Source organism: Planococcus ruber, from assembly GCF_022819085.1.
In the GTDB taxonomy this organism is placed as follows: Bacteria; Bacillota; Bacilli; order Bacillales_A; family Planococcaceae; genus Planococcus; species Planococcus ruber.
In genome coordinates this window covers 108,557-133,196 of sequence record NZ_JALHAG010000009.1, presented here as the reverse complement: position 1 = coordinate 133,196, position 24,640 = coordinate 108,557, and the positions used below count along the sequence as shown (strand labels likewise).

Genomic DNA, 24,640 nt, shown 5'->3' with positions numbered 1-24,640 from the left:
GATATAGTGTAAATAATGAATGACTGTTCATTCAACACGAAAGAGGGATGGAAAATGAATTTAAGCAAACGTGTTCATGAAATTTCACAGCAAGATCCAAGCAAAGCGGCGTATCATTTTATGGGGAAAGATACATCGTACGGGGAATTCGACCAGTCCGTATCCAAATTTGCCGGCGCGCTTAAAGCATTGGGAGTCGCACAAGGGGACCACGTGGCATTTTTGCTCGGCAACTCTCCGCATTTTTTGATTTCTTTATATGCAACGATGCGGCTCGGGGCAACGGCTGTGCCGATCAACCCGATTTACGCGCCGGATGAAATCGCTTACATAGTAAAAGACAGTGATGCGAAAGTGGTTATTGCCCTTGATGCATTATTGCCGCTTGTTGAAAAAGCGCACATGGCGCTTCCGAAAGTAGAGAAGTTTGTCATCTGCGAAACGGATGCAGCGACGGCTGCCAAATTGGCTCAATTGCCGAAAGAGGTCGGACAGAAAGTCGCGGCTTTCTCGGAAATTCTTTACAAAGCAGATCCGATTGAACAGTCGGCTGATGTGCAGACAGATGACAACGCTGTCATTTTGTATACATCGGGTACTACAGGAAAGCCGAAAGGGGCGATGCTGACACACGGCAATTTGTATTCAAATGCCCGCGATGTAGGGGATTACCTTCAGATCGGCCAAGAAGACCGTGTTATCGCAACATTGCCGGTCTTCCATGTATTCGCCTTGACGGTTGTCGTCAATGCACCGTTGATTCAAGGGGCTACGATCATCTTGATTCCGCGCTTCAATCCGAAAGATGTATTTGATGCGATCAAGTCGCAGAAAGCGACCGTTTTTGCCGGAGTACCGACGATGTTCAATTTTATGTATCAATTCCCGGAAGCGCAAACGGCTGATTTTGAAACCGTCCGTCTCGCGATTTCCGGAGGATCGGCATTGCCGGTCGCATTGCTCCATAATTTTGAGGAGAAGTTCAACGTCCGTGTATCGGAAGGCTATGGCTTGTCTGAAGCGTCGCCGGTTACATGCTTCAACCCGGTTGACCGTGAGCGGAAAGCCGGTTCGATTGGAACTTCCATTATCAATGTAGAAAATAAAGTCGTGAATGAATTAGGCGAAGAAGTGGCAGTAGGCGAAGTCGGCGAATTGGTGGTCCGCGGGCCGAACGTCATGAAAGGCTACTACAAGATGCCAGAAGAGACGAATGCTGCACTCCAGGATGGCTGGCTCTACACGGGTGACTTGGCTCGAGTAGACGAAGAAGGCTATTTCTATATCGTCGACCGCAAAAAAGACATGATTATTGTAGGCGGCTATAACGTCTATCCGCGTGAAGTCGAAGAAGTGCTATTTGCACATCCAGGCATTTCAGAAGCGGCTGTTGTCGGTTTGCCGGATCCGAATTTCGGAGAAGAAGTGAATGCCTATGTGGTATTAAAAGATTCTTCGATTACGGCAGAAGAGCTTCACGCGTATTGCGCCGAGCACTTGGCGAAATATAAAGTGCCAAAGCATTTTGAAGTGCTTGACGATCTTCCGAAAAATACGACAGGGAAAATTCTTCGCCGTTCCTTAAAAGATCAAGCCTTGAAACAATCCTAAAAAAGAAAGGCTCAGGCAGTGAGATTGCCTGAGCCTTTTTTTGGCATTTGATTGAAAAGACTGACATTTTTCATTATAGTAGGAGAAGTAGTATTGCGAGTTTCGAAATAATTATTTTAGGGGGATTTCACGTGGCGAAAAAAGCAGTAGAAATCAAAGACTTGACCAAATTAATATCGGTGACCGATCCTCATATTTCTCCAGATGGAACGCAAGCCGTGTTCGTCCGGACCTATATGGATGAAGAAGAAAATACATATATTGCCCATTTGTACCATAGTGATTTGGCAAGCGGAAAAGTGACGCAGTGGACATACGGAAAAGAACGGGTTTCTTCGCCGTCGTGGTCCGCAGATGGAACGAAAATCGCCTTTTTATCGACGCGCGATGAGAAAAACCAATTATACGTCATCCCGTCATCCGGAGGCGAAGCGAAAGCTTTGACGGATTATGAAAAAGGCGTAAACAGTTTTGTCTGGTCGCCTTGCAATCAGAAAATTTGGATTAATGCCATGGCAAAAGACGGAAAAACATTTACCGATAAAGAAGAAAAAGATGAAAAGAAAAAGCCGGAGCCGGTCTTCGTCACGACCATGAAATACAAAATGGACGGTGCGGGTCTTGTGCCGCAAGATGTCCATCGCCAAATTGGAATCGTCGACATTGAAACAAAAGAAGTGGAGCAAATCACAGAAGGCGATTACCATTTCGGTTTGGAGACCGTATCGCATGACGGCAGCCGCCTTGTTTACAGCGTAGTACGGGAAGAAAATGTGGATCACCTCTTCCAAGAACCATTGTATTTATACGAAGTTGAAACCAAAAAAGAAACATTGATCATTGATGAAGGCGGTTATTTTGGCGGGGCAGCCTTTTCATTTGATGATTCGAAAATCGCCTTTGCGGGAAGCACCCGTAACTTCGAAAATGCGACACATACAGAAATTTACGTATACGACGTGGCTGCAGGCGGCTATTTCTGCCTGACGGAAAGCATGGATTTCCCGATCGGCGATTATACAGTGGCCGACCACCAGCAAGGCGCTGCTGCCCCGGCAGTGGTCTGGACAAAAGACGACCACCTGTATTTCCAGGTGTCGACAATGGGCGATGTCCGTTTGTACTTCGCTTCGCTTGACGGCGCCATCTATCCGGCGTCTCCGGAAATGGAACACATTTACGGCTACGATATTTCACGAGACGGCGTATTTGCAGTAGCTGCCATCAGCAATCCCGTAAACCCGGGGGAATTGTATAAGTTGACCATTGCGACAGGTGAACGCAAAGCTCTGACAGAGTTCAATAAAACCTATCTCGAAGAAACGGAATTGATTCAGCCCGCCTCGATTATCGCAAAAGGTGCCAATGACTGGGCGGTGCACGGCTGGCTGATGAAACCGCGGGGCTATACTGAAGGGGAGAAATATCCGTTGGTCGTGAATATTCACGGAGGCCCGCACGCCATGTACGGCAATACGTTTGTCCATGAAATGCAGTTGCTTGCAGCAAGAGGCTTCGGCGTTCTTTACGTCAATCCAAGAGGAAGCCACGGCTACAGCCAGGAGTTTGTGGATGCCGTCCGCGGCGATTACGGCGGGGCGGATTACGAAGATATCATGAAGTCACTCGAAGACATGCTTGCTGAACATAGCTGGATCGATCAAGATCGGTTGGGCGTCACAGGCGGAAGCTACGGCGGATTCATGACCAACTGGATTGTCGGCCATACGGATCGGTTCAAAGCGGCCGTGACGCAGCGCTCCATCTCCAACTGGATCTCATTCTTCGGAGTGTCGGATATCGGATATTATTTCAGCGATTGGCAAATCGGCGCCGATATGGGCGATGTCGAGAAACTATGGAAGCATTCGCCGCTGAAATACGCAGCCAATGTCAAGACGCCACTGCTGATTCTCCATTCAGAAAACGATTACCGCTGCCCGATTGAACAATCGGAGCAATTCTACATCGCGCTGAAAAGCATGGGCAAAGAAACCGAATTCGTCCGTTTCCCGGAAGCCGACCATAACTTATCGCGCACCGGTAAACCGAATCTCCGTTTCATCCGCCTGGAGCAAATTGCCGGCTGGATGGAAAAATACCTATAAGAGTCTAAAGTGAGCGGCGCCTAATTGTTAGGTGCCGCTTTTTTATGGAGTTTCGGGGTTTATTTGCGGGATTCGAGAGTTTGCTTGCGGGATTCGTGGGTTTATTTGCGGAATGCGGGAGATTATTTGCGGAATAAAAGCGTTTACTTGCGCGAAGGCAAGTTTCAATAAGAAAAGCCGTGCAGGCTGCACGGCTTTTTTTCATTTCTTACTATTTTCCTTTGAACACCGGTTTGCGCTTTTCACCGAATGCCATCAACGCTTCGATGCGGTCTTCGGTCGGAATCGTCAGCTCGTAGGCTTTCCGTTCGATATTCAAACCGGTCTGCAAATCTGCGTTCATGCCGTTCTTGATGGCGTATTTCGCTTGCTGCAGCGCAATTGGGCCGTTCGCGAGCATCATATCCGCAAACTGAGCGGTCGCTCCAATCAACTCTTCGCGCGGCACCACTTTGGTCACCAACCCGTATTCAAGCGCTTCCGGTGATTTCAAGCGGCGCGCCGTCAAGATCAATTCCATCGCCTTCGATTCGCCGATCAGCCGCGGCAAACGCTGGGTGCCGCCAGCTCCCGGGATAATCGCAAGGCTCGTTTCCGTCAAGCCGAGCAGCGTATCATCCGCAATGATGCGGAAATCACAAGCGAGGGCAAGCTCCATGCCGCCGCCGAATGCAAAGCCGTTCATCATGGCGATGGTTGGCTGCGGCAAATTTTCAATCGTTGTAAAAACTTCCCCGATTTTGAAGATATTGCGTTTGACGTGCTGGTCGGTCAACGTTTTACGTTCTTTCAAATCAGCTCCTACGCTAAATGCCTTCTCGCCAGCCCCTGTAAACACCACGACCCGGATATCCGGATTGATGCGGATCGCTTCGACGACTTGTCCAAGTTCCGTCAGCATCTCGTAGTTGAACGCATTCATGGCTTCTGGCCGGTTCAGCGTAATAAAAGCCAGATTCCCTTGTTGTTCGTAATGAATCGTGTTCATTTCCATCCCCCTTTAAGAACTTTCCATCCTTTAAAAACATACCACTTTTTGGACTATTCCGCTAACAAACTCTATAATGGAAGCCAGGGAAGGAGGCTCACAAATGACGCGCATCGCATTCATCCGCATTTTCCGCATTGTCTTCATGGCAATCAAATTCTACACGCAAGTGATGCTTTTCCAGCGCCGCCACCGGGGCAACTGGAATCCGCTTGTACAGGAAAAATGGGAAAAACTCGTAACGAAACAAGCAAAAGAGTACAAAGTGCTCGCTTTGAAATTAAGCGGATTAATGATTAAACTGGGCCAATTCCTATCTACGCGAGCCGACATCATGCCGCCTTCATTTTTAGTGGAACTGGAAGGGCTGACAGACCGGGTGCCAGCCGTGTCTCGCCAAAAGATCGTCTCGGTGCTGGAGCAGGAGTGGAATTCGCCTCATACCAGCTATTTGGCGAGCCTATCCAATGAGGCGGTTGCTTCTGCTTCTATCGGAGAAGTTTACAAAGGCATTTTAAAAGATGGAACGGAAGTGGCCATCAAAGTGCAGCGCCCTGGCACCGATCGGATTTTGCGCGCTGATTTTCAGGCGATCCGAATCGTGATTTGGTTTCTGCGGACATTTACACCGCTATCCAAACAGATGGATTTCAAGCAATTATACGATGAAATGACGGAAACGATTGGAGCCGAACTGAATTTTCTTCAAGAGCTTCAAAGTGGACGCGCTTTTTCTGAGCGTTTTGAGGGAATGGAAGGCGTCCGTTTTCCTGTCTATTTCGATGAATATACGACGCGCCGCGTCCTCGTCATGGAATGGATCGAAGGCGCGCGCATTACGGATCTGGCCTTTATCGAAAAGCACAATCTTGACCGGCATGAGCTGTCTGAGCGTTTGTTCATCCTGTTTCTTGAACAAGTGCTCTACGGAGGACAATTCCATGCGGACCCGCACGGCGGCAATATTTTATTGAAGCCTGACGGTACGATTGTCTTGATTGATTTTGGGATGACCGGAACGATTTCAAAAGCCGATTCACAAGCGGTTCTGAGAATTGCAGAAGGCATCATTTTCAAAAACTACGATGAAGTGCTCGATGCACTGGAAGAGCTGCGTTTTCTTTTGCCGCAGGCGGATCGGGCCCTTCTCGCCGATACGATTGCCCGGCTTGTCGCTGCTTATGAATCGAATGAACTGATGCAAATGGACAGTTTTGTGGTCGAACGCTTGCTGAAAGATCTGCAAGGCATCGTCCGGACGCAGCCGGTTCAGCTTCCGGCAGAATTTGCGTTTTTCGGAAGAGCGGCTTCGATTTTTGTCGGCGTGCTGCATGTCCTGGATCCTGGCATTGATTTGCTGGCGCTGGCCCGTCCGCGCATACTGGAATGGGCTTCTTCCCAAAAAGAAGGGAAGCGGATGTTCGGCAAAGAAGATGTCTTGCGCTGGGTGATTCAGGCATCCAATCCGCTGCGGGTTTTCCCGCAGAAAGTGCTCAATTACTTGGATGAGCCGGAGCGCATGCGCCATTACCTGGAAAACCGGGATGGCCGCATCCGGGAACACCAAAGAGATCTGCAGAGCCGCATGTTCGCCGGCATCTTCACAATCTTGTCATTCGGCGGGATTTCCGTTGCAGTCTGGTTTTCCCACGAAGCATTGATTTGGGTATCTTCTGCGTTTTTCGTCGGATCTTTATGGACTTACCGATCCATTAAATAACTATTAAAAAACTGCGCTGATTACAGCGCAGTTTTTTTTTACATAAGGGCTATTGCTTTCTGCCATTTTAGCTGTAAAATGAAAATAAGAACAAATGTTCTCTTTTGGGGAGGTGGACCAGATGCCGTTGATCTCACAAGAGGAAGTAGCCCATTTTGAAAACATGATTTATTTGCCGATGGTGTTGATCATTTTGGAACGCGACCGCGCCTTGATCGAAAAAGGTTCTTTTAAGCTGAAACGGCCCTATTTAGAACTTATAGAAGGCGCGAGCAAACATGCGCAAAGAGAACTGACGGATACAAAAATCCATATGCGGAAGCGCCAAATGAAAGTGATGAGAGGGAAAAGAGATGATACGTTCACCGAATACGTTTTTTACCATGGCGGATTTGAAGACCATCGCCGCTATTTGAATGTCAGGCTGCGCAATCGGGTAGAGGAATTGTTGAGGGTATATTTAGCGATGGCCTACAATGAAACATGAGGTGAAGGAGACGATTGAAAGAGGGTCGATCAGATAGAAAAGAGGCTGACGAATCGTCGAAGTATGAATCTCTGCCTCTTTGCTTAAAAGAAGTCAATCAGTCGAGCGGATGTTCTTTGCGCGGTGTATAGCGGCGCTTGGTCAAATAGATCATCTGGTGTTTATGGACCTGCTGCGCGTTTTTAAAATAACGGCGAAGCGAACCGGCGAATGAATGCTGGTTGCGGAGCGCGATGGGCGAAACGTCGAGCGGTACCGTCACCCCGTTGCTCAAATGCACAATGCTTCCTTTTCCGCTTTCATCGGTATCGACAAGGTCCACGGCATCAAAGTTAAACCAGACGGAATCTTTATTCTTCGGGGAATGCGTCGGGAAGAAGAGCAAGGGATTGCCGTAATATTCGCCGATAATGACCGGCGGTTTGTGCTTGACGCGGATGGCCTTCTGGGAATATAACGTTGCGCTTTCCAAAGATCCCCGGTAAAACGAACAGGAAGAAGTGACCGTTTTATAAACCGATTCTTCTACTATGAATTCACTGCGGTCTTCAATTACCCGTGTGCCCTCGCGGTGGCCGTCCATGTATGGCATAAGAGCGTAAGTGTTGCTGCACACCGTATAAGATATGGGATTTTGATTCCTTCTACCCATGATAAAACACCCCTTTAATTTACTATACATATAACATTATAATAAAATATGGAAATTTAGCAACGCATTTAATTGGAATATAAAATTTTTTCTATTTCATTAGAATTTTCAAAAAAGTTATTGATTATTTCTATTGCTTTCATGTATACTAATGAAAAGCATTCGGGGTGAAGAAGAATGGAAAACTATTATTCTTATGCTGATTTCATGAAAGCGATGGCTCAAACAAAGAAGATTACAGAAGCGGAAAAACTCCTAAATGATATTTATCTGGATTTATTCCTAAAGCATGTTCACCGCTCGCAGCAGGAAGCTCAGCTCATGACATTAATCGATGAAGCCCTGGACAATAATGACCGTCAATCATTCGCCACTTATACCGCACAGTTGCAGAGCCTGCAATGTGATGAAGATTAAATGAGAAAACCGCTCCTTGTGAGCGGTTTTTTTTATTGGCGGGAAAAGAAAAAAACAGAAAAAACATACGTTCGCTTTTTGTTAGGGGATTTTTAGGGCATATGATAAAATAGAGAGAGCGATATAACGGGAGGACGTTGACTATGAAACAGGAATTTAAACTCCAGGCCCCTTATGAACCGGGCGGAGATCAACCGCAAGCCATAGCGGAACTGACAAAAGGCATCATCAATGGCAAGCGCTGCCAGACATTGCTTGGAGCGACAGGGACAGGGAAGACGTATACGATGTCCAATGTCATTCAGCAAGTGAAGAAGCCAACTTTGATCATGGCCCACAACAAAACATTAGCTGGCCAGCTTTACAGCGAGTTCAAAGAATTCTTTCCGGATAATGCGGTCGAATACTTTGTCAGCTACTACGATTACTATCAGCCGGAAGCATACGTTCCGCAATCGGATACTTATATAGAAAAAGATGCCAGCATCAACGACGAAATTGATAAATTGCGGCACTCTGCCACAAGCTCTTTGTTTGAACGCGACGATGTCATCGTCGTTGCCTCGGTATCCTGCATTTACGGGCTCGGATCTCCAAAAGAATACCGCGAACTCGTGGTTTCTCTTCGAAAAGGAATGGAAATCGAACGCAATCAGCTGCTCCGGAAATTGGTTGATGTCCAGTATGAACGCAACGACATCAATTTTATTCGCGGAACTTTTCGTGTGCGCGGAGATGTCGTGGAAATTTTCCCGGCGTCCCGTGACGAACATTGTTTGCGTGTCGAATTTTTTGGCGACGAAATCGATCGGATCCGTGAAGTGGATGCGTTGACCGGCGAAATTATCGGCGAGCGCGAACACGTCGCCATTTATCCGGCATCCCACTTTGTGACCGGTGAAGAAAAGATGACGAAAGCCATTGCCAATATTGAAGCGGAATTGGAAGAACGCTTAAAAGAAATGCGTGCAGAAGATAAATTGCTGGAGGCGCAGCGCTTAGAGCAGCGGACGCGCTACGACCTTGAAATGATGCGTGAGATGGGATTCTGTTCAGGCATCGAAAACTATTCCCGCCATTTGACTTTACGTCCGCCGGGCGCTCAGCCGTATACACTCATCGATTATTTCCCGGAAGATTTCCTCTTGGTCGTTGATGAAAGCCATGTTACATTGCCGCAAGTCCGAGGCATGTTCAATGGGGACCAAGCGCGCAAAAAAGTGCTTGTGGACCATGGTTTCCGTTTGCCGTCTGCCATGGATAACCGCCCATTGACCTTCGATGAATTCGAAGAGCATATCCATCAAGCAGTATTCGTATCAGCAACGCCGGGGCCATATGAACTTGAACATACGCCGGAAATGGTCGAACAGATCATCCGTCCGACAGGCTTGCTCGATCCAACGATCGAAGTGCGGCCGATTGAAGGGCAAATCGATGATTTAATGGATGAAATCCGCCAGCGTGTGGAACGGGATGAGCGGGTACTCGTGACGACATTGACCAAAAAAATGTCGGAAGACTTAACGGCTTATTTGAAAGAGGCAGGCGTGAAAGTAAATTACCTGCATTCCGAGATTAAAACATTGGAACGCATTGAAATTATCCGGGAGCTGCGGATGGGTGTCTACGATGTGCTGGTCGGCATCAACTTGCTTCGTGAAGGATTGGATATTCCGGAAGTGTCGCTTGTCACCATTCTCGATGCAGACAAGGAAGGTTTCCTCCGTTCTGAGCGGTCATTGATCCAAACGATGGGCCGGGCAGCCCGGAACGCGAACGGCCACGTCATCATGTATGCGGACAAGATGACCGATTCGATGACGAAAGCGATTGAGGAAACGACTCGACGCCGAACCATCCAAGCGGAATACAATGAAAAACACGGTATTACGCCGGTTACCATCCAGAAGAAAATCCGCGATGTTATCCGGGCGACGACCGCAGCGGAAGGAACCGAAGAATACGTGACAAAAGCAGCGGCAGGCAAAAAGCTCAACAAAGAAGACCGCCTGAAGCTGATTTCGTTATTGGAAACAGAAATGAAAGAAGCGGCAAAAGCCCTCGATTTCGAACGGGCAGCCGAACTTCGCGATACTGTGCTTGAATTGAAAGCGGAAGGGTGATGGAACTTGAAAAACCAGGAAATACGTATAAAAGGGGCGAGAGCCCACAATCTAAAAAACATTGATGTCACCATCCCGCGCGATCAGCTTGTGGTGATGACGGGCCTTTCCGGTTCAGGAAAATCTTCATTGGCTTTTGATACGATTTATGCAGAAGGGCAGCGGCGCTACGTCGAATCGCTGTCTTCTTATGCCCGCCAATTTTTAGGGCAGATGGACAAACCGGATGTCGATTTGATTGAAGGGCTATCGCCGGCCATTTCAATCGACCAGAAAACGACCAGCAAGAATCCGAGGTCTACGGTAGCGACTGTAACTGAAATCTACGATTATATGCGTTTAATGTATGCGCGGATCGGCAAACCGATCTGCCCGAACCATGGCATTGAAATTTCGTCCCAGACGATTGAACAAATGGTCGACCGCTTGCTCGAATATCCGGAGCGGACCAAAATGCAGGTTTTAGCGCCAGTGGTTTCCGGGCGCAAAGGGACGCATGTGAAGATGCTGGAAGACATTAAAAAGCAGGGATATGTACGGGTGCGCATCGATGGCGTCTTAACCGATCTGGATGATGACATCAATCTTGATAAAAATAAAAAACATTCGATTGAAGTGGTCATTGACCGCATCGTCATGAAAGAAGGCATTGCCCCGCGCCTCAGCGATTCGTTGGAAGCGGCATTGCGCTTAGGCGAAGGCCGCGTGCTGGTCGATGTCATGGAAGAGGAAGAGCTCTTATTCAGCGAGCATCATGCATGCCCGATCTGCGGATTTTCAATCGGTGAATTGGAACCGCGGATGTTTTCATTCAACTCGCCTTTTGGCGCTTGTCCGGAATGCGACGGGCTTGGCCATAAGCTCGAAGTGGACCCTGATTTGGTGATTCCTGATTGGAGTTTGTCGCTCGAACAGGATGCCATCGCGCCTTGGAAACCGACAAGTTCGCAATATTACCCGCAAATGCTGAAAGCGGTATGCAAGCATTATAAGATCGACATGACGGTTCCGATGAACGAATTGCCGGAAGAACATATCCAAATTTTGCTTCACGGCTCAGGACACGACAAAATCCGTTTCCGTTATGAAAATGACTACGGCCAAATCCGGGACAATCATATCCATTTTGAAGGGGTCTTGACGAACGTCGACCGCCGTTTCCGCGAAACGTCTTCTGACTGGACTCGGGAACAAATGGAAAAATACATGGGCGAACAGCCTTGTCCGACTTGCAAAGGGTACCGCTTGAAACCGGAATCGCTTGCAGTTAAAGTAAATGATCTGCACATCGGTTCCGTTTCTGAATTCTCGATTGTCGAAGCGGATAAATTTTTTGCAAAGCTGGTCCTTTCGGAAAAAGATGCTCAAATTGCCGACGCGATTGTGCGGGAAATCCGGGAACGGGTCAGTTTCCTGATCAATGTCGGCTTGGATTATTTGACGCTGAATCGTGCATCGGGCACGCTATCGGGCGGAGAAGCGCAGCGCATTCGCCTCGCTACACAAATCGGTTCACGGTTGACCGGCGTCTTGTACATCCTGGATGAACCGTCAATCGGCTTGCATCAGCGGGACAATGACCGGTTGATTGGAGCGTTAAAAGATATGCGTGATCTCGGCAATACGCTCATCGTCGTCGAGCATGATGAAGACACAATGCTTGCAGCCGATTATTTAATTGATATCGGACCCGGAGCAGGCGTACACGGCGGAGAAGTGATCGCTGCCGGCACACCGGAAAAAGTCATGAAGAATAAAAAATCGTTGACTGGCCAGTATTTGAAAGGAACCAAGTTCATCCCGATTCCAGCAGAGCGCCGGCAATCTGATGGCCGCAAAATTTCAATTCGCGGAGCCAGTGAAAATAACCTGAAGAATGTGGACATTGATATTCCACTGGGCTTGTTTGTGGCGGTTACCGGTGTATCGGGTTCTGGGAAAAGTACCTTGGTCAATGAAATTCTTTATAAATCATTGGCAAGCCGCTTGAACCGGGCACGCATCAAACCAGGCAAACACAAATCATTGGAAGGCATTGATGAGTTGGAAAAAGTCATCGATATCGACCAATCGCCAATCGGCCGTACCCCAAGATCGAATCCGGCAACTTATACCGGGGTGTTCGACGATATTCGCGATGTGTATGCATCGACAAACGAAGCGAAAGTGCGCGGCTATAAAAAAGGGCGGTTCAGTTTCAACATCAAGGGTGGACGCTGTGAAGCCTGCCGCGGAGATGGTATTATAAAAATAGAAATGCACTTCCTTCCGGATGTATATGTCCCATGTGAAATTTGCCATGGAAAACGCTATAACCGGGAAACGCTGGAAGTGAAATACAAAGACAAGAGCATATCCGACGTATTGGAAATGACGGTGGAAGCAGCGTCGCAATTTTTCGAGCACCATCCAAAAATTCACCGCAAGCTAAAAACCATCGTCGATGTCGGCTTGGGCTATATTACTTTAGGCCAACCGGCAACCACTCTGTCCGGAGGCGAAGCGCAGCGGGTCAAACTGGCTTCCGAGCTGCATAAACGCTCGAACGGCAAATCCTTCTATATCTTGGATGAACCGACGACGGGACTCCATGCGGATGACATTTCAAGGCTCCTTCTCGTGCTCCAACGCTTAGTCGACAATGGCGATACGGTCTTAACCATCGAACATAATCTTGATGTCATCAAGACTGCGGACCATATTATTGACCTTGGGCCGGAAGGCGGCGACAAAGGGGGCACGATTCTGGCGACAGGTACCCCAGAAGATATAGCTGCTGTAAAGAAATCTTATACCGGCAAATACCTTGGCCCGATTTTGGAACGGGATCGTGCCCGTACCGATGCGAAAGTCAAAAAAGCGACAAGCAAGAAAAAAGCAGCAAAATGAAACTTTTCCAGTCAGTAAACGTATGAATAAGTAGAACATTCAGCTTGGATTTTGTTCAGCCGGCAGAAGCAAAGCGCTGGCTGATCAAGAGTTCGGCGAAGAGGAGGCCGCAATACATGCAAAGTGAAAAAGAACGCATATTGGATATGGTCGAAAATGGTACGATTACGGCGAGAGAAGCGGTTGAATTGCTGAGAGCGATTGACGGCGGCGGAAACCAGGAATCATCTCGTGATTCTTCTTATGGCCGCAATGAATACCGTGAAAAACGCGGGAAGCGTGGATTATTCAGACCAGAAGACATGATCAAAAGATTCTCAAAAGATGTTTCCAAAAACGTGACGAAAGATTTTTCGAAGAACGTTTCGAAGGATTTCAATCAATTGGGCGACCGCATGATGACATTTATGCAAAGTTCGGTAAGCAAATTGAAAACCATGGATTTTGATTCGCCTTTCGGTGAAGCGATCCAATTCAGCCATACGTTCCGCGAGGAGAATTTAGCGATTGATAACATCATTGCGGATTTAGCGAACGGGCAGCTTGAAATTTTTGCTTCGCAAGATGAGACCATCCGGGCTGAATGTACCGTTAAAGCATTCCGTGCAGAATCGGAAATGCAAGCGAGAGAAGATTTCCTGGATAAATTTGTTTTTATTGCAGATAACCAAAAGCTGCGGATCATCAGCGACATGAAAACGACTCAAGTAAATGTCGTTCTTTATGTCCCTGCGAAAACGTATGACCACATTACAGCCCGTTTGTTCAACGGCGGATTTACAATGAAGCGCATTGATGCGGCATTGGTCAAAGTGAAAACCGCGAACGGGAAAATCGATTTGAAGAACAGCAATTTCGATGATGCGGAACTGGAAACGGCGAATGGAGCCATCCAAGTCCAGGAAGCCACAGGGAAATTCCTAGAAACGGAAACGCTGAATGGCCGCATTTATATAGACGGCGATATTCAAACGGTTGAAGCGAAGTCGTTAAACGGCAATGTCGTCGTAACGTCAAGATGCAAAGAAGCACGCAAAGTGGAAGCGAAGACCATTGCGGGCAATTTGGAAATCTACATCCCGTCCCATCTGCCGCTCAGAGGCGAAGTTTCTTCCAACTTAGGAAAAATGGATGTCTTATTGGCAGATGTGGAAAACACCCATGAGCAAGGGCAGTTTATGCAGAAATCCATCCGCTTCTCGAAAGACAGCGGGGAAGCTGTTGCAGCTCCATTACTGATCCATGGCGAAACAAAAACCGGTACGGTTCTTGTCCGCTACCTGACAATCGAATAAACATGAAAAAAGCCGGCATGCGTATGCCGGCTTTTTCTATGGAGTTGGGGGATAAAGCTTTTGCAAAAAGGCAATCGACTGGACAATCAGTTCTTTTAAAACATTGACGTCGATATCCTCTATTTTATTGATGTAGACACAGGATTTTCCGCTTGTGTGCTTTCCAAACTTTTCGAGCAATTCGCTGCGTTCGTCGTCGCCCGTTGCGAAGTAAAGCGCCGTTTTTGCTTTGCGCGGCGAAAAACCGACGAGCGGTGCATCGCCTTCATGCCCTGTAGCGTAAACGTAGTGATAGGAACCGAAGCCGATAATGCTCGGCCCCCACATTTTAGCCGGATACCCGCTTGTTTCTTCGAAAATCTCCAGCAATCGATAAGCGTCTTGCCGTTTTTTCGGATTTTCCACTGCTTCGATAAATTCGATGACACTGTCATCCGTTTCTTTTGTCTTCGGTTCGTACATCGTCTTCCCCTCATTTCTGAAAGAATTTATAAAAGGTGCATGGCAGCTTCCGCTTCATCCCATGGCACCTTATAGCCGTGGCCTTTGGCACAAAAAATCGACGTAGAAGTATAAGCGGGATCGGCTTCTTTATCGTACTGAATCTGTTGGATGATTTCTTCTTCATTATGGCAGAAATCATAGCCGCCGAACAGCAGATTTAAACTTCCTTTGCCGTGGGTGAACGAAGCGAATTCCGTACTGTAATTCATGAAAGTGGCTACAGGGACGGTGCCTTCAATCAAAACTTTGCCATCCGCCGTGTGCGGTGCGTCAAACTTTCCATGAGCTTGCTGGATATCGGACAGCACTTTGCCCATAAAATCGATGCTCGTACTTATTTTAAACCGGTACATCGGTTCCAAAAGCCGATTTTGGGCTTTTTCCAGCCCTTGGCGCAGGGCTCGGTAAGCGGCTTCACGGAAATCTCCGCCGGAAGTATGTTCTTTATGTCCGCGGCCAGTCAACAAAGTGATATGGACATCCGTCAATGGAGATCCTGTCAATAAACCATGATGATCCCGTTCGCTTAAATGGTGAAGTACCAGGTTCTGATTGCCTGTGGATAACTCATCCGCATGGCAAAGGTTTGAAAGGGTGACGCCGCTGCCGCGTTCCGCAGCTTCGATTTTCAGATGGACTTCCGCATAGTGGCGCAAAGGTTCAAAATGGCCGTAACCGGTAACGCTGTCTGTGATCGTCTCTTTATAGAGAATTTCGGGATTCCCAAACGTGACCGTGAAACCGAAACGGTCTTTGACGATTTGCTCGAGCACTTCCAACTGGATCACGCCCATCACGTGGATATGGAGTTCCTGAAAATGCTCATCCCAGTTAATTTGAAGCGAAGGGTCTTCGGCATCGAGCAATTGAAGCGCCTTCAACACTTCTTTTACGGGAAGAGAATCTTCAAAAAGCACTTTCGATTTCAATGCCGGAATCGTTTCAGTGGAAGGGGAGTGGATCAATGTTCCCAACCCTTCACCAATCGCTGTTTCGCTTAAACCGGTTGCAGCAATCAGTTCGCCGGCATGCGCCAGCTCAGCCGGTTGGAATTTAGCGCCGCTGTAAACCCGGAGCTGCGTCGCTTTTTCTCTTTTTCTCGAACCAGGTTCTCCGTATTCGATTTCATCGCGGACACGCAGCGTTCCGCTCAGGATTTTAAAGAAAGTCACGCGGGTGCCATTGGCTTCGTGTCGAATTTTATAGGCTTTGGCAGAAAATGGTTGTTCTTCGTCATAGGAGGTTTCCGTCAAGGCATCCAGCTTCTCGAAAAATGTTAGGACACCGACGTCTTTTAGCGCAGAGCCGCTGCCGCTAAGGAAAATCCGACGGTCACGGATCATGGAGATTAAAGTTTGCCGCCATAACTGCGCATCGTAGCCCCATTCCATATAATGCTCCAACAGACCCTCGTCCCGTTCTGCAATGAATTCAATAAATTCCTCGGAAAGCTCTTCATTGCTAAATTCCTTCGTCATATCAAAAACGTCAGGCGTCAACTCATGTTTCATTTCTTGTAAGACCGCTTCCGGATCTGCACCTTCCCGGTCGGTTTTATTGAGGAAAAAGAAGACCGGCACGTTGTATTTGTCCAGCAGCTGCCATACAGTTTCCGTATGGCCTTCGATGCCGTCAGCCGCATTCACGAGCACGATGGCATAATCCATCACTTGGATGGCCCGTTCCATCTCCGGAGAAAAATCGACATGGCCTGGCGTATCGATTAAATAGTAAGTCGAATCGCCATGCTGAAATCGGGCTTGGTCGGCAAAAATAGTAATTCCCCGGTTTTTTTCGATTTCATGGCTATCGAGAAACGTGTCCTGATGATCGACGCGCCCGCGCTGCCGAATGCTGTGTGTATGAAAAAGCAGCTGTTCGGAAAAGGTGGTTTTTCCTGAATCCACATGCGCTAAAATTCCAATTGTTTTGTACATCATGCACCTCTTTATGTTCAACTTCTTAAAACAAGTGTAGCAGAAAGGGCAGAAAATAAAAAAACCGAAGGAAGCGATTAGGCTTTCCTTCGGGAATGCAATGCAGTCTGATAGCAATTGATGGCGAAAACAATGGCACCGGCGCAAGAATTTCGGTAGTTTTCGGATTTTAATAACTCCAGTTCGATCCGGTTTGTCATAAAGCCGCATTCAATTAAGACGGCCGGCATTGACGTGTCGCGGAGAACGGCAAAATCAGCTCTTTTGACACCGCGATCCGGGCGCCCGGTTGCAAGAACCAAAGCGTTTTGGAGGGAGGCGGCCAATGTTTTGGCAGCTGCGGAAGGCTTCGTATACGTAAAGCACTCAATTCCGCAGCTCGAATTAAAAGCAGAACCGAATGCATTAGCATGGATAGAGATGAACAATTCCGCTTTTAGCCGGTTAGCCAGGTGCGTCCTTTCGTGCAGCGGGACATCGGCCTCTTTTTGGTGGCTGAAGATGACCGAATGGCCATCTAACACCAGCCGTTTCTTGACCGCCTCCGCGACAGCGGAATTAAAATGAAATTCCCGAAGCCTGCCGTCAGGAGAGCGCTTGCCTGGCGTTTCCGGGCCATGCCCTGCATCAATGATTATTTTCATATTTTCTCCTCCTTTTCCACTTATATAGAAGAGAGCGGACAGAAAGGAGACATCAAAAACTTCAATTTCATTGTTTCCATGTTAAAATAGGAGCAAACCGCTTGAAAGAAGAAAGAACTTTGAAAAAGTCTTTCGTTCTGAGTGTAAAAGGAATGAGGGTAAAGATGGGACAAGTTACAACAAAACAAGTAATGGAAACATTTGATTTAAAATTGATCAGCGGCGAAGAAGGATTGGGCCGCCATATTCCGATCAGCGATATCTCGCGTCCAGGCCTGGAGATGGCCGGATACTTCACGCATTATCCGGCAAACCGGATGCAATTGCTCGGCAAAACAGAATTGTCGTTTTTCGCTTTATTGGAAGCGGATGAACGCCGTACCCGCATGATGAAACTCTGCACAGAAGAAACTCCGGCAATCATCGTTTCCCACGGCATGGATGTGCCAGTGGAATTGGTGGATGCCTCAAGCAAAACGCATGTACCGGTGCTCAGCACGCAAATGCCGACTACGCGTTTTTCCAGTTTGTTGACGAATTACTTGGAAAGCCAACTGGCGCCGACAACAGCGGTTCATGGGGTGCTAGTCGATATTTATGGCGTGGGAGTGTTGATTACGGGCAAAAGCGGCGTCGGGAAAAGTGAAACTGCGCTCGAATTGGTCAAAAAAGGCCATCGCTTAGTGGCAGATGACTGCGTAGAAATCCATCAGGAAGGCGAAAATACGCTGGTTGGCCATCCGCCGAAGTTGATTGAGCATTTGCTTGAAATCCGCGGCGTCGGCATCATCGACATCATGACGCTTTTCGGTGCAAGCGCCGTCCGGATGTTCAAACGGATTTCATTGGTCATTGACTTGGAGATTTGGGACCAGGAAAAAACTTACGACCGATTAGGATTGGAAGAAGAGAAGATGCGAATCATCGATACAGATTTGACGAAATTAACGATTCCTGTCCGGCCCGGGCGGAACTTATCCGTCATCATCGAAGTGGCCGCTATGAATTACCGGTTGAAGCGCATGGGCGTCAATGCAGCGGAAGAATTTTCAAAACGTCTGGACGAAGTGATTGCCCAAGATGCAAATTAAGTGGACAGGAAGGTGCAAGTCATGTATTCGATTTTAGCTGCAATTGATCCGGTCGCGTTTTCACTCGGCCCGATCGATGTCCGGTGGTACGGCGTCATCATTGCTACGGGCATCATCATTGCGTTTTTAGTAGGCCAGCGGGAAATGGTCAAACGGGGGCTGCATCCGGACTTTTTGACGGATCTCCTCATTTGGGCAGTGCCGCTTGCCATTGTGGGGGCGCGGATTTACTACGTTGCATTCCAGTGGGAGCATTACAAAGACCATCCCGCTGAAATCATCGCCATTTGGAATGGCGGAATTGCAATTCACGGCGCGTTGATTGCGTCGGTCATTGTCGCCTATATTTTCACGAAACGCCGCAATACGCCGTTTTTGAAAGTGGCGGATATTTTAGCGCCAAGCATCCTCATCGGCCAGGCTGTCGGCCGGTGGGGGAATTTCATCAACCAGGAAGCGCACGGCGGAGAAGTTTCACGAAATTTCCTGGAGAATTTGTTTTTGCCCGACTGGATCATTAACCAAATGTACATAGACGGATCGTATTACCATCCAACGTTTCTTTATGAATCGCTGTGGAGCCTTGTCGGCATCATCCTGTTATTGCTGCTGCGCCGGGTGAATCTGGTCCGCGGCGAAATGTTCTTCTTCTATGCAATCTGGTATTCAGTTGGCCGTTTCTTCATAGAAGGAATGCGGACGGACAGCCTGTATGTGATCGGGGAGCTTCGTGCGGCGCAAGTCGTGTCGATTGTTGCGATTTTGATCAGTGCTGTGTTCATCATTTACCGGAGAGTGAGCTTGAAAAATCCTCCCCGTTATTTGGATAAATAATAGAGAAAGAAGCGATGGAATGTCTACTTTGAAAAACGGATTAAAAGCAGGCCTTAAAACGACATGGACACTCGGGAAAGTGATTTTCCCGATTACCTTAATCGTGACCATGCTCCAGTTCACGCCTGTTTTGCCTTTTATAATTGATTTAGTATCTCCGCTCATGGGATTGTTTGGGCTCAGCGGAGATGCCGCCATCCCGCTGGTTCTCGGGAATGCCTTGAACCTTTATGCAGGCATTGCCGGAATCCTTTCCTTGGATTTGACCGTGAAGGAAGTCTTCATTCTCGCGGTCATGCTGTCGTTTTCGCATAATATTTTTATTGAAACCGGGGTCGCCTTGAAAGTTGGCGTTAAACTATGGGTCGTGTTAGTGGTCCGTTTCGGATTAGCTGCGCTTTCAGGAATTATCATCAACCTGGTGTGGAAAGGCGGCGGCGAAATTGCCCAGTACGGATTTGCACCGGAAGCGGCAGCCGATCCTGAAAGCTGGATGGGCGTTTTCCTGTTAGGCCTTGAAAAAGCGACATTCGGTGTTTTGCAATTAGCGATGATTGTCATCCCGCTTATGCTCATGATCCAAATATTGAAAGACAAAGGGTATTTGCAGCGCATTTCGGATGGCATGGGGCCATTGACACGCCTTCTGGGAATTAAGAAAAATGCTTCTTTAACTTTGGCATCCGGCTTGATTTTCGGCTTGGCGATGGGAGCAGGCGTCATGATCCAAGCCGTCCAGGAGGACGGGGTCAGCAAAAAAGATGCAACGTTGGCGTTTATCTTCCTCGTTGCCTGCCACGCCATCGTCGAAGATACGCTGATCTTTATTCCGCTTGGTATCCCGATTTGGCCGCTGTTCTTGATCCGGCTCGCCACAGCCCTTGTTTTGACGATTTTCGTATCGTACGTCTGGCGGAAATCGGAAGCTAACCGGAAGGAAGTGTATTCGACATGACGAAAGAAATCAATGCACTGCTGTTCGACTTTGACGGCACGCTGCTCGATACTAACGAATTGATCATCCAAACCTTTATGGCGGTTCTTGGAGAGCATTTCCCAGGGCGCTATGAAAGGGAAGACATCCTGCATTTTATCGGGCCATCGCTCGAGCAGACATTCGAATCGATCGATGCGGAGCGGGCTGTCGAATTGATCGCACAATACCGCGCAACCAATAAACAAATGCATGATGAACTGGTGACTGAATATGATGGAGTTGCTGAAACGTTGCGCTTGCTGAAAGCACGCGGCGTGAAGATGGCGATTGTGTCAACGAAAAGAAGTGCGAACATTCGGCACGGCTTGAAGCTGATGGGGATTGAAGAAGTGTTTGAGCATGTCATCAGTTTGGATGAAGTGAAAAATCCAAAGCCGGATCCGGAGCCCATTTTATTGGCATTGGAGAAGCTGGGCGCTTCAAAAGAAGAAGCGTTGATGATCGGCGACAATTACCACGACATCGAAGGCGGCAAAAATGCCGGCGTCCGGACGGCGGGAGTTGCTTGGTCGATTAAAGGAGAAGCCTTTTTAGCAAGCTACGAACCGGATCATATGCTGCAGCACATTAGCGATTTGCTGGAATTGACGAAAGAAGCGGTCCAATGAGAAAGACGGAGCGCCATTTCGTCACTGGCCCTAACTCACTTTGGCATGTCTACAAGACAGTTCCGTTCTGGAAAGTCGCAAAGAACTTTGTGGTTATTCAAATGGCACGCTATACTCCGTTTTTGCCCATGAAAAATTGGCTTTACAAAACGTTTCTCGGCATGAAAATCGGCGAGCATTCTTCCTTCGCTTTAATGGTGATGCTCGATGTCATGTTTCCGGAGAAAATCAAAGTCGGCAAAAATTCGGTGATTGGCTACAACACCACGATTCTTGCCCATGAATATTTAATCGAAGAATACCGGCTCGGGGAAGTGGTGATTGGCGACCGGGTCATGATCGGTGCAAACAGCACCATTTTGCCCGGCATAACCATTGGAGACGGCGCCATCGTTTCTGCTGCCACATTGGTCCATAAAGACGTTCCAGCCGGCGCTTTTGTTGGCGGCAATCCGATGAAGGTCATTTATACAGCTGAACAGATGGCAGAACGCCAATTAGAAAGCGCTGCTGAACAAGCAGCAAAAGAAAGCCTGTGAAGAAAAACAACCCTTTTCTTCACGGGCTTTTTTTCTAATTCCTTGACGGTTGATAGAAAGATAAGTTAAAATTAAAAAATACTTCACCACTCTAACTAACTAAAGTAAAATAACCAAATTTAGGAAGTGAATCCAATGACGATCCAAATGTTCGAAAAACCGCTCGGCATGCGGGATGATTTCCCTTTTATCGCAAAAAAGAAAACGGAATTGCGTTCAAAAGGCACATCCATTATGGAAAAAGCAGGCTATGATCTGCTGCAGACGCCGACGCTTGAATATTACGAAACGATCGGGAAAATCAGCGCAATCGCTGACAATGCCCTCTTTAAATTATTGGACAGCCAAGGCGAAACCTTAGTGCTGCGTCCAGACATGACTTCGCCGATTGCACGCGTTGCGGCATCCAAATTATTAAAAGAAAAAATGCCGGTACGTTTGGCTTATTACTCCAATGTTTTCCGGGCGCAAAAACGTGAAGGGGGACGCCCTGCGGAATTTGAACAGATGGGCGTCGAATTGATTGGGGATGATTCTCTTTATGCGGATGCGGAAGTGATCATTCTCGCTTCTTCGATCCTGAAAGAGCTGCAAGTGGAATCGGTTCGGGTGGTCATCGGCCATACCCAATTGCTTCAGTTGATCTTAAAGGATTTCGGCTTATCGGAGGAACAGATCGATTTGGTCCGGGAAGCGTTAGTTTCCAAGAACAGTGTCGGATTTGAACATTTGGCTTTAACCTTGCCAATAAAAGAAGAATCATTAGAAAGCTTTAACCGGCTGATCACAACTTCTGAGCTGGAAGAATGGAAGCAATGGATCGACCCTTTAAATACAGAACAAAACAGCTTATATGAAGAAATGCTGAAATTGCATACCATTATGGAACGCAATGGCCTGACGGATTCAGTTACATTCGACCTGTCGTTTATTAGCCATATGACGTATTACACAGGGCTAGTTTTCGAGTTCTACGGAGCAGGAAGCGGATTTCCGCTCGGCAATGGCGGACGCTACGATGGACTGATGAAGCAATTCGATCTTCAAGTCGGCGCAACCGGATTTGGTTTGCGGGTTGACCGCCTGCTGGAAGCAATGGCGCCAAACCGCGAAAAAGAATCGCAGACGCTTGTTTTGTTCACAGAAGAAACGGAGCAGGAAGCGCATGGATTGGCGCAAAAACTTCGTTTGGAAGGGCAGCGGACGACGCTTCAGTACGCTCCGGCTGTGCAGGCTTTAGATGAATTTACGGCATTGTTCAGCGATGTCAGACGATTGGACGGTGGGAAGAATGGATGAATTGACGATTGCGATGCCAAAAGGGCGCATTTTTGAAGAGGCTTATGAGTTATTGGTGAAAGCAGGCTATGACTTGCCGAAAGAACTGGACGATTCCCGCAAGCTGATTGTCGAAGCGCCGAACGAGCGTTTCCGATTTATTCTGGCAAAACCGATGGATGTACCGGTTTATGTAGAACACGGAGTTGCCGATGTCGGGATTGCCGGCAAAGATGTGATGCTCGAACATGACCGTTCGGTCCATGAATTATTGGACCTTGGCATCAGCAGCTGCTACATCGCGACAGCCGGTTTGCCGAATACGACCATGAACGAAGTGACGCCGCGCATCGCGACGAAATATCCGGAAGTCGCTTCCCGCTTTTACCGCAGCAAAGGCGAACAAGTGGAAATTATCGAATTGAACGGTTCGATTGAATTGGCGCCGATGATCGGCCTTGCGGACCGCATTGTCGACATCGTTTCGACAGGAAAGACGTTGAAAGAAAACGGCTTAGTGGAATATGAAAAAATTGTCGACATCACGTCCCGATTAATCGCGAATCCAGTCAGCTACCGATTAAAACAGCAGCGCATCTCGGAAATGGTTGAAATGCTGAGAAAGCAGGCGCTAAAATGAAACAAACGAAATTAGCAGCAGGCATTTCGCTCAGAAGAACCGTAGCGGAAGGAAACGCCGCCCAATTGGCGGCCGTCAAAGAAATCATCCAACAGGTCCGTGCAAGCGGAGACCAGGCCTTGCGTGAGTATACAGCGAAATGGGACGGTGTTGAACTCGACAGCCTTCGTGTCAACCAAACAGAAATCGATGAGGCCGTTGCCCGTTTTGACCCGCAACTGCTGGAAGATTTGAAGGAAGCGGCAGCAAATATCCGAAGCTACCATGAAAGCCAAAAGCAGGAAGGCTATAAAAACGAGAAAGCGGACGGATCTTATGTTGCGCAGCGGGTGACGGCGATTGGGTCGGCCGGACTTTACGTTCCGGGCGGCACAGCCGCCTATCCGTCATCTGTATTGATGAACGTCATCCCGGCTCAAGTGGCAGGCGTGCGGCGCATCGTCATTACATCGCCTCCTGGAAAAGATGGGGCATTGTCAGACGGCGTTTTAGCAGCCGCCCATATCTTAGGAGTTAAGGAAATCTATAAAGTCGGCGGGGCACAAGCGATTGCTGCACTTGCGTATGGCACGGAAACGATCCAAGCTGTGGATAAAATTACGGGGCCGGGCAATGTGTTTGTGGCGCTTGCTAAACGCGAAGTGTACGGTGATGTCGCGATTGACATGATTGCAGGACCGAGTGAAATCGCGGTCATTGCAGACGACACCGCCTTTGCCGATGAAGTGGCAGCGGATTTATTGTCTCAAGCCGAACATGACCCGATGGCGAGTGCGATTCTGCTCACGACCAGCGAACAGCTGGCTGACGCAGTTTCAAAAGAAATCGACCGGCAGCTCGAAACTTTGCCGCGGCAATCCATTGCGGCGCAAGCGATCCAGGAGCACGGCATGATTTATATCGGCGAATCGATGGATGAACTGATCCGGGCAGCCAATGAGCTGGCGCCTGAACACCTTGAAATTATTGCAGCCGATGCAGAAGCAGCGGCCGAAAAAATCGAGAATGCCGGCGCCATTTTTATTGGGCGCTATTCATCGGAGCCGGTCGGCGATTATTTTGCCGGCACGAACCACGTGCTGCCGACAAACAGCACGGCCCGGTTCTCAAGCGCATTATCGGTCTATGATTTTATCAAACGGACGAGCGTCGTTTATTATAGTGAACAGGCATGGCAAAACAACGAAGCGAAGATTGCGAGGCTTGCGCGTTTAGAAGGGCTGGAAGGCCACGCACGGGCAGTGGAATCGCGTTCATGGGAAAAGGGGAACTGAT

At 48.2% G+C, this 24,640-nt stretch carries 21 protein-coding genes; 16 read left to right on the top strand and 5 right to left on the bottom strand.

The window, feature by feature from the left end:
• Positions 1 to 54: 54 nt before the first annotated feature.
• Positions 55 to 1,611 carry an o-succinylbenzoate--CoA ligase gene (menE, locus tag MTR82_RS11860; RefSeq protein ID WP_246809242.1) on the top strand — a complete coding sequence of 519 codons (1,557 nt, stop codon included), beginning with the start codon at positions 55 to 57 and terminating at the stop codon, positions 1,609 to 1,611.
• 131 nt (positions 1,612 to 1,742) lie between these two features.
• Positions 1,743 to 3,719 carry a S9 family peptidase gene (locus MTR82_RS11855; RefSeq protein ID WP_246809240.1) on the top strand — a complete coding sequence of 659 codons (1,977 nt, stop codon included), beginning with the start codon at positions 1,743 to 1,745 and terminating at the stop codon, positions 3,717 to 3,719.
• Positions 3,720 to 3,930: 211 nt separating this feature from the next.
• Here the strand turns inward: MTR82_RS11855 and MTR82_RS11850 are convergent, their stop codons facing one another.
• The gene (locus MTR82_RS11850; RefSeq protein WP_052652264.1) at positions 3,931 to 4,707 is read right to left on the bottom strand and encodes an enoyl-CoA hydratase-related protein; all 777 of its coding nucleotides are present in this window, start codon (positions 4,705 to 4,707) and stop codon (positions 3,931 to 3,933) included.
• Positions 4,708 to 4,810: 103 nt separating this feature from the next.
• Between MTR82_RS11850 and MTR82_RS11845 the strand changes: the two genes are divergently transcribed.
• Both MTR82_RS11845 and MTR82_RS11840 read left to right on the top strand, forming a co-directional pair.
• Entirely contained in the window at positions 4,811 to 6,427 is a 1,617-nt protein-coding gene (locus tag MTR82_RS11845; RefSeq protein ID WP_246809238.1) for an ABC1 kinase family protein, read from the top strand.
• 121 nt (positions 6,428 to 6,548) lie between these two features.
• Positions 6,549 to 6,914 carry a YhjD family protein gene (locus tag MTR82_RS11840; RefSeq protein WP_052652262.1) on the top strand — a complete coding sequence of 122 codons (366 nt, stop codon included), beginning with the start codon at positions 6,549 to 6,551 and terminating at the stop codon, positions 6,912 to 6,914.
• Between the two features lie 97 nt (positions 6,915 to 7,011).
• On the opposite strand, the gene MTR82_RS11835 is transcribed toward MTR82_RS11840, so the two are convergent.
• Positions 7,012 to 7,566, bottom strand: coding sequence for a competence protein ComK (locus MTR82_RS11835; protein WP_246809236.1), 555 nt, complete (start codon positions 7,564 to 7,566; stop codon positions 7,012 to 7,014).
• Positions 7,567 to 7,743: 177 nt separating this feature from the next.
• Between MTR82_RS11835 and MTR82_RS11830 the strand changes: the two genes are divergently transcribed.
• The 4 genes from MTR82_RS11830 (at position 7,744) to MTR82_RS11815 (ending at position 14,293) form a co-directional block, all read left to right on the top strand.
• Positions 7,744 to 7,983, top strand: a complete 240-nt coding sequence (locus MTR82_RS11830; protein ID WP_052652260.1) for an IDEAL domain-containing protein — start codon at positions 7,744 to 7,746, stop codon at positions 7,981 to 7,983.
• 143 nt (positions 7,984 to 8,126) lie between these two features.
• Positions 8,127 to 10,109 carry an excinuclease ABC subunit UvrB gene (gene uvrB, locus MTR82_RS11825; protein ID WP_052652259.1) on the top strand — a complete coding sequence of 661 codons (1,983 nt, stop codon included), beginning with the start codon at positions 8,127 to 8,129 and terminating at the stop codon, positions 10,107 to 10,109.
• Between the two features lie 6 nt (positions 10,110 to 10,115).
• A complete protein-coding gene (uvrA, locus tag MTR82_RS11820; protein WP_246809235.1) occupies positions 10,116 to 12,998 on the top strand; it encodes an excinuclease ABC subunit UvrA in 2,883 nt (960 codons plus the stop codon).
• A 116-nt stretch (positions 12,999 to 13,114) separates the two neighbouring features.
• Positions 13,115 to 14,293 carry a DUF4097 family beta strand repeat-containing protein gene (locus tag MTR82_RS11815; protein ID WP_246809234.1) on the top strand — a complete coding sequence of 393 codons (1,179 nt, stop codon included), beginning with the start codon at positions 13,115 to 13,117 and terminating at the stop codon, positions 14,291 to 14,293.
• Between the two features lie 36 nt (positions 14,294 to 14,329).
• Here the strand turns inward: MTR82_RS11815 and MTR82_RS11810 are convergent, their stop codons facing one another.
• The 3 genes from MTR82_RS11810 to MTR82_RS11800 all read right to left on the bottom strand — a co-directional run bounded on the left by MTR82_RS11810 (position 14,330) and on the right by MTR82_RS11800 (position 17,378).
• Positions 14,330 to 14,755 carry a DUF1801 domain-containing protein gene (locus tag MTR82_RS11810; RefSeq protein ID WP_246809233.1) on the bottom strand — a complete coding sequence of 142 codons (426 nt, stop codon included), beginning with the start codon at positions 14,753 to 14,755 and terminating at the stop codon, positions 14,330 to 14,332.
• A 26-nt stretch (positions 14,756 to 14,781) separates the two neighbouring features.
• Positions 14,782 to 16,734, bottom strand: a complete 1,953-nt coding sequence (locus MTR82_RS11805; RefSeq protein ID WP_246809232.1) for a GTP-binding protein — start codon at positions 16,732 to 16,734, stop codon at positions 14,782 to 14,784.
• A 77-nt stretch (positions 16,735 to 16,811) separates the two neighbouring features.
• Positions 16,812 to 17,378, bottom strand: a complete 567-nt coding sequence (locus MTR82_RS11800; protein ID WP_246809231.1) for an N-acetylmuramoyl-L-alanine amidase — start codon at positions 17,376 to 17,378, stop codon at positions 16,812 to 16,814.
• Positions 17,379 to 17,542: 164 nt separating this feature from the next.
• On the opposite strand from MTR82_RS11800, the gene hprK reads away from it, so the two are divergent.
• The 8 genes from hprK to hisD all read left to right on the top strand — a co-directional run bounded on the left by hprK (position 17,543) and on the right by hisD (position 24,639).
• Positions 17,543 to 18,469, top strand: coding sequence for an HPr(Ser) kinase/phosphatase (gene hprK, locus MTR82_RS11795; protein WP_052652253.1), 927 nt, complete (start codon positions 17,543 to 17,545; stop codon positions 18,467 to 18,469).
• A 21-nt stretch (positions 18,470 to 18,490) separates the two neighbouring features.
• A complete protein-coding gene (lgt, locus tag MTR82_RS11790; RefSeq protein WP_246809230.1) occupies positions 18,491 to 19,303 on the top strand; it encodes a prolipoprotein diacylglyceryl transferase in 813 nt (270 codons plus the stop codon).
• 19 nt (positions 19,304 to 19,322) lie between these two features.
• Complete coding sequence (locus tag MTR82_RS11785; protein WP_246809228.1) at positions 19,323 to 20,258, top strand: nucleoside recognition domain-containing protein; 936 nt, start codon at positions 19,323 to 19,325, stop codon at positions 20,256 to 20,258.
• Positions 20,255 to 20,908 carry a pyrophosphatase PpaX gene (gene ppaX / locus MTR82_RS11780; RefSeq protein WP_246809227.1) on the top strand — a complete coding sequence of 218 codons (654 nt, stop codon included), beginning with the start codon at positions 20,255 to 20,257 and terminating at the stop codon, positions 20,906 to 20,908. The genes MTR82_RS11785 and ppaX overlap by 4 nt, the downstream gene beginning before the upstream one ends.
• On the top strand, positions 20,905 to 21,447 hold the full coding sequence (locus MTR82_RS11775; protein ID WP_246809226.1) for an acyltransferase: 543 nt from the start codon (positions 20,905 to 20,907) through the stop codon (positions 21,445 to 21,447). The genes ppaX and MTR82_RS11775 overlap by 4 nt, the downstream gene beginning before the upstream one ends.
• 135 nt (positions 21,448 to 21,582) lie before the next feature.
• A complete protein-coding gene (gene hisZ, locus MTR82_RS11770) occupies positions 21,583 to 22,746 on the top strand; it encodes an ATP phosphoribosyltransferase regulatory subunit (protein ID WP_246809225.1) in 1,164 nt (387 codons plus the stop codon).
• Entirely contained in the window at positions 22,739 to 23,365 is a 627-nt protein-coding gene (gene hisG / locus MTR82_RS11765) for an ATP phosphoribosyltransferase (RefSeq protein WP_246809337.1), read from the top strand. Before hisZ ends, hisG begins: the two co-directional genes overlap by 8 nt.
• Positions 23,362 to 24,639, top strand: a complete 1,278-nt coding sequence (gene hisD / locus MTR82_RS11760) for a histidinol dehydrogenase (RefSeq protein WP_246809224.1) — start codon at positions 23,362 to 23,364, stop codon at positions 24,637 to 24,639. Before hisG ends, hisD begins: the two co-directional genes overlap by 4 nt.
• Position 24,640 lies beyond the last annotated feature (1 nt).

Coding starts and splice junctions, on each gene's coding strand:
- hisG (WP_246809337.1), top strand. CDS start 22,739: ATGGATGAATTGACGATTGCGATGCCAAAAGGGCGCATTTTTGAAGAG.
- MTR82_RS11830 (WP_052652260.1), top strand. CDS start 7,744: ATGGAAAACTATTATTCTTATGCTGATTTCATGAAAGCGATGGCTCAA.
- hisZ (WP_246809225.1), top strand. CDS start 21,583: ATGACGATCCAAATGTTCGAAAAACCGCTCGGCATGCGGGATGATTTC.
- MTR82_RS11805 (WP_246809232.1), bottom strand. CDS start 16,734: ATGTACAAAACAATTGGAATTTTAGCGCATGTGGATTCAGGAAAAACC.
- MTR82_RS11845 (WP_246809238.1), top strand. CDS start 4,811: ATGACGCGCATCGCATTCATCCGCATTTTCCGCATTGTCTTCATGGCA.
- MTR82_RS11815 (WP_246809234.1), top strand. CDS start 13,115: ATGCAAAGTGAAAAAGAACGCATATTGGATATGGTCGAAAATGGTACG.
- MTR82_RS11785 (WP_246809228.1), top strand. CDS start 19,323: ATGTCTACTTTGAAAAACGGATTAAAAGCAGGCCTTAAAACGACATGG.
- lgt (WP_246809230.1), top strand. CDS start 18,491: ATGTATTCGATTTTAGCTGCAATTGATCCGGTCGCGTTTTCACTCGGC.
- hisD (WP_246809224.1), top strand. CDS start 23,362: ATGAAACAAACGAAATTAGCAGCAGGCATTTCGCTCAGAAGAACCGTA.
- MTR82_RS11775 (WP_246809226.1), top strand. CDS start 20,905: ATGAGAAAGACGGAGCGCCATTTCGTCACTGGCCCTAACTCACTTTGG.
- MTR82_RS11850 (WP_052652264.1), bottom strand. CDS start 4,707: ATGAACACGATTCATTACGAACAACAAGGGAATCTGGCTTTTATTACG.
- MTR82_RS11840 (WP_052652262.1), top strand. CDS start 6,549: ATGCCGTTGATCTCACAAGAGGAAGTAGCCCATTTTGAAAACATGATT.
- hprK (WP_052652253.1), top strand. CDS start 17,543: ATGGGACAAGTTACAACAAAACAAGTAATGGAAACATTTGATTTAAAA.
- MTR82_RS11800 (WP_246809231.1), bottom strand. CDS start 17,378: ATGAAAATAATCATTGATGCAGGGCATGGCCCGGAAACGCCAGGCAAG.
- MTR82_RS11810 (WP_246809233.1), bottom strand. CDS start 14,755: ATGTACGAACCGAAGACAAAAGAAACGGATGACAGTGTCATCGAATTT.
- MTR82_RS11835 (WP_246809236.1), bottom strand. CDS start 7,566: ATGGGTAGAAGGAATCAAAATCCCATATCTTATACGGTGTGCAGCAAC.
- uvrB (WP_052652259.1), top strand. CDS start 8,127: ATGAAACAGGAATTTAAACTCCAGGCCCCTTATGAACCGGGCGGAGAT.
- menE (WP_246809242.1), top strand. CDS start 55: ATGAATTTAAGCAAACGTGTTCATGAAATTTCACAGCAAGATCCAAGC.
- ppaX (WP_246809227.1), top strand. CDS start 20,255: ATGACGAAAGAAATCAATGCACTGCTGTTCGACTTTGACGGCACGCTG.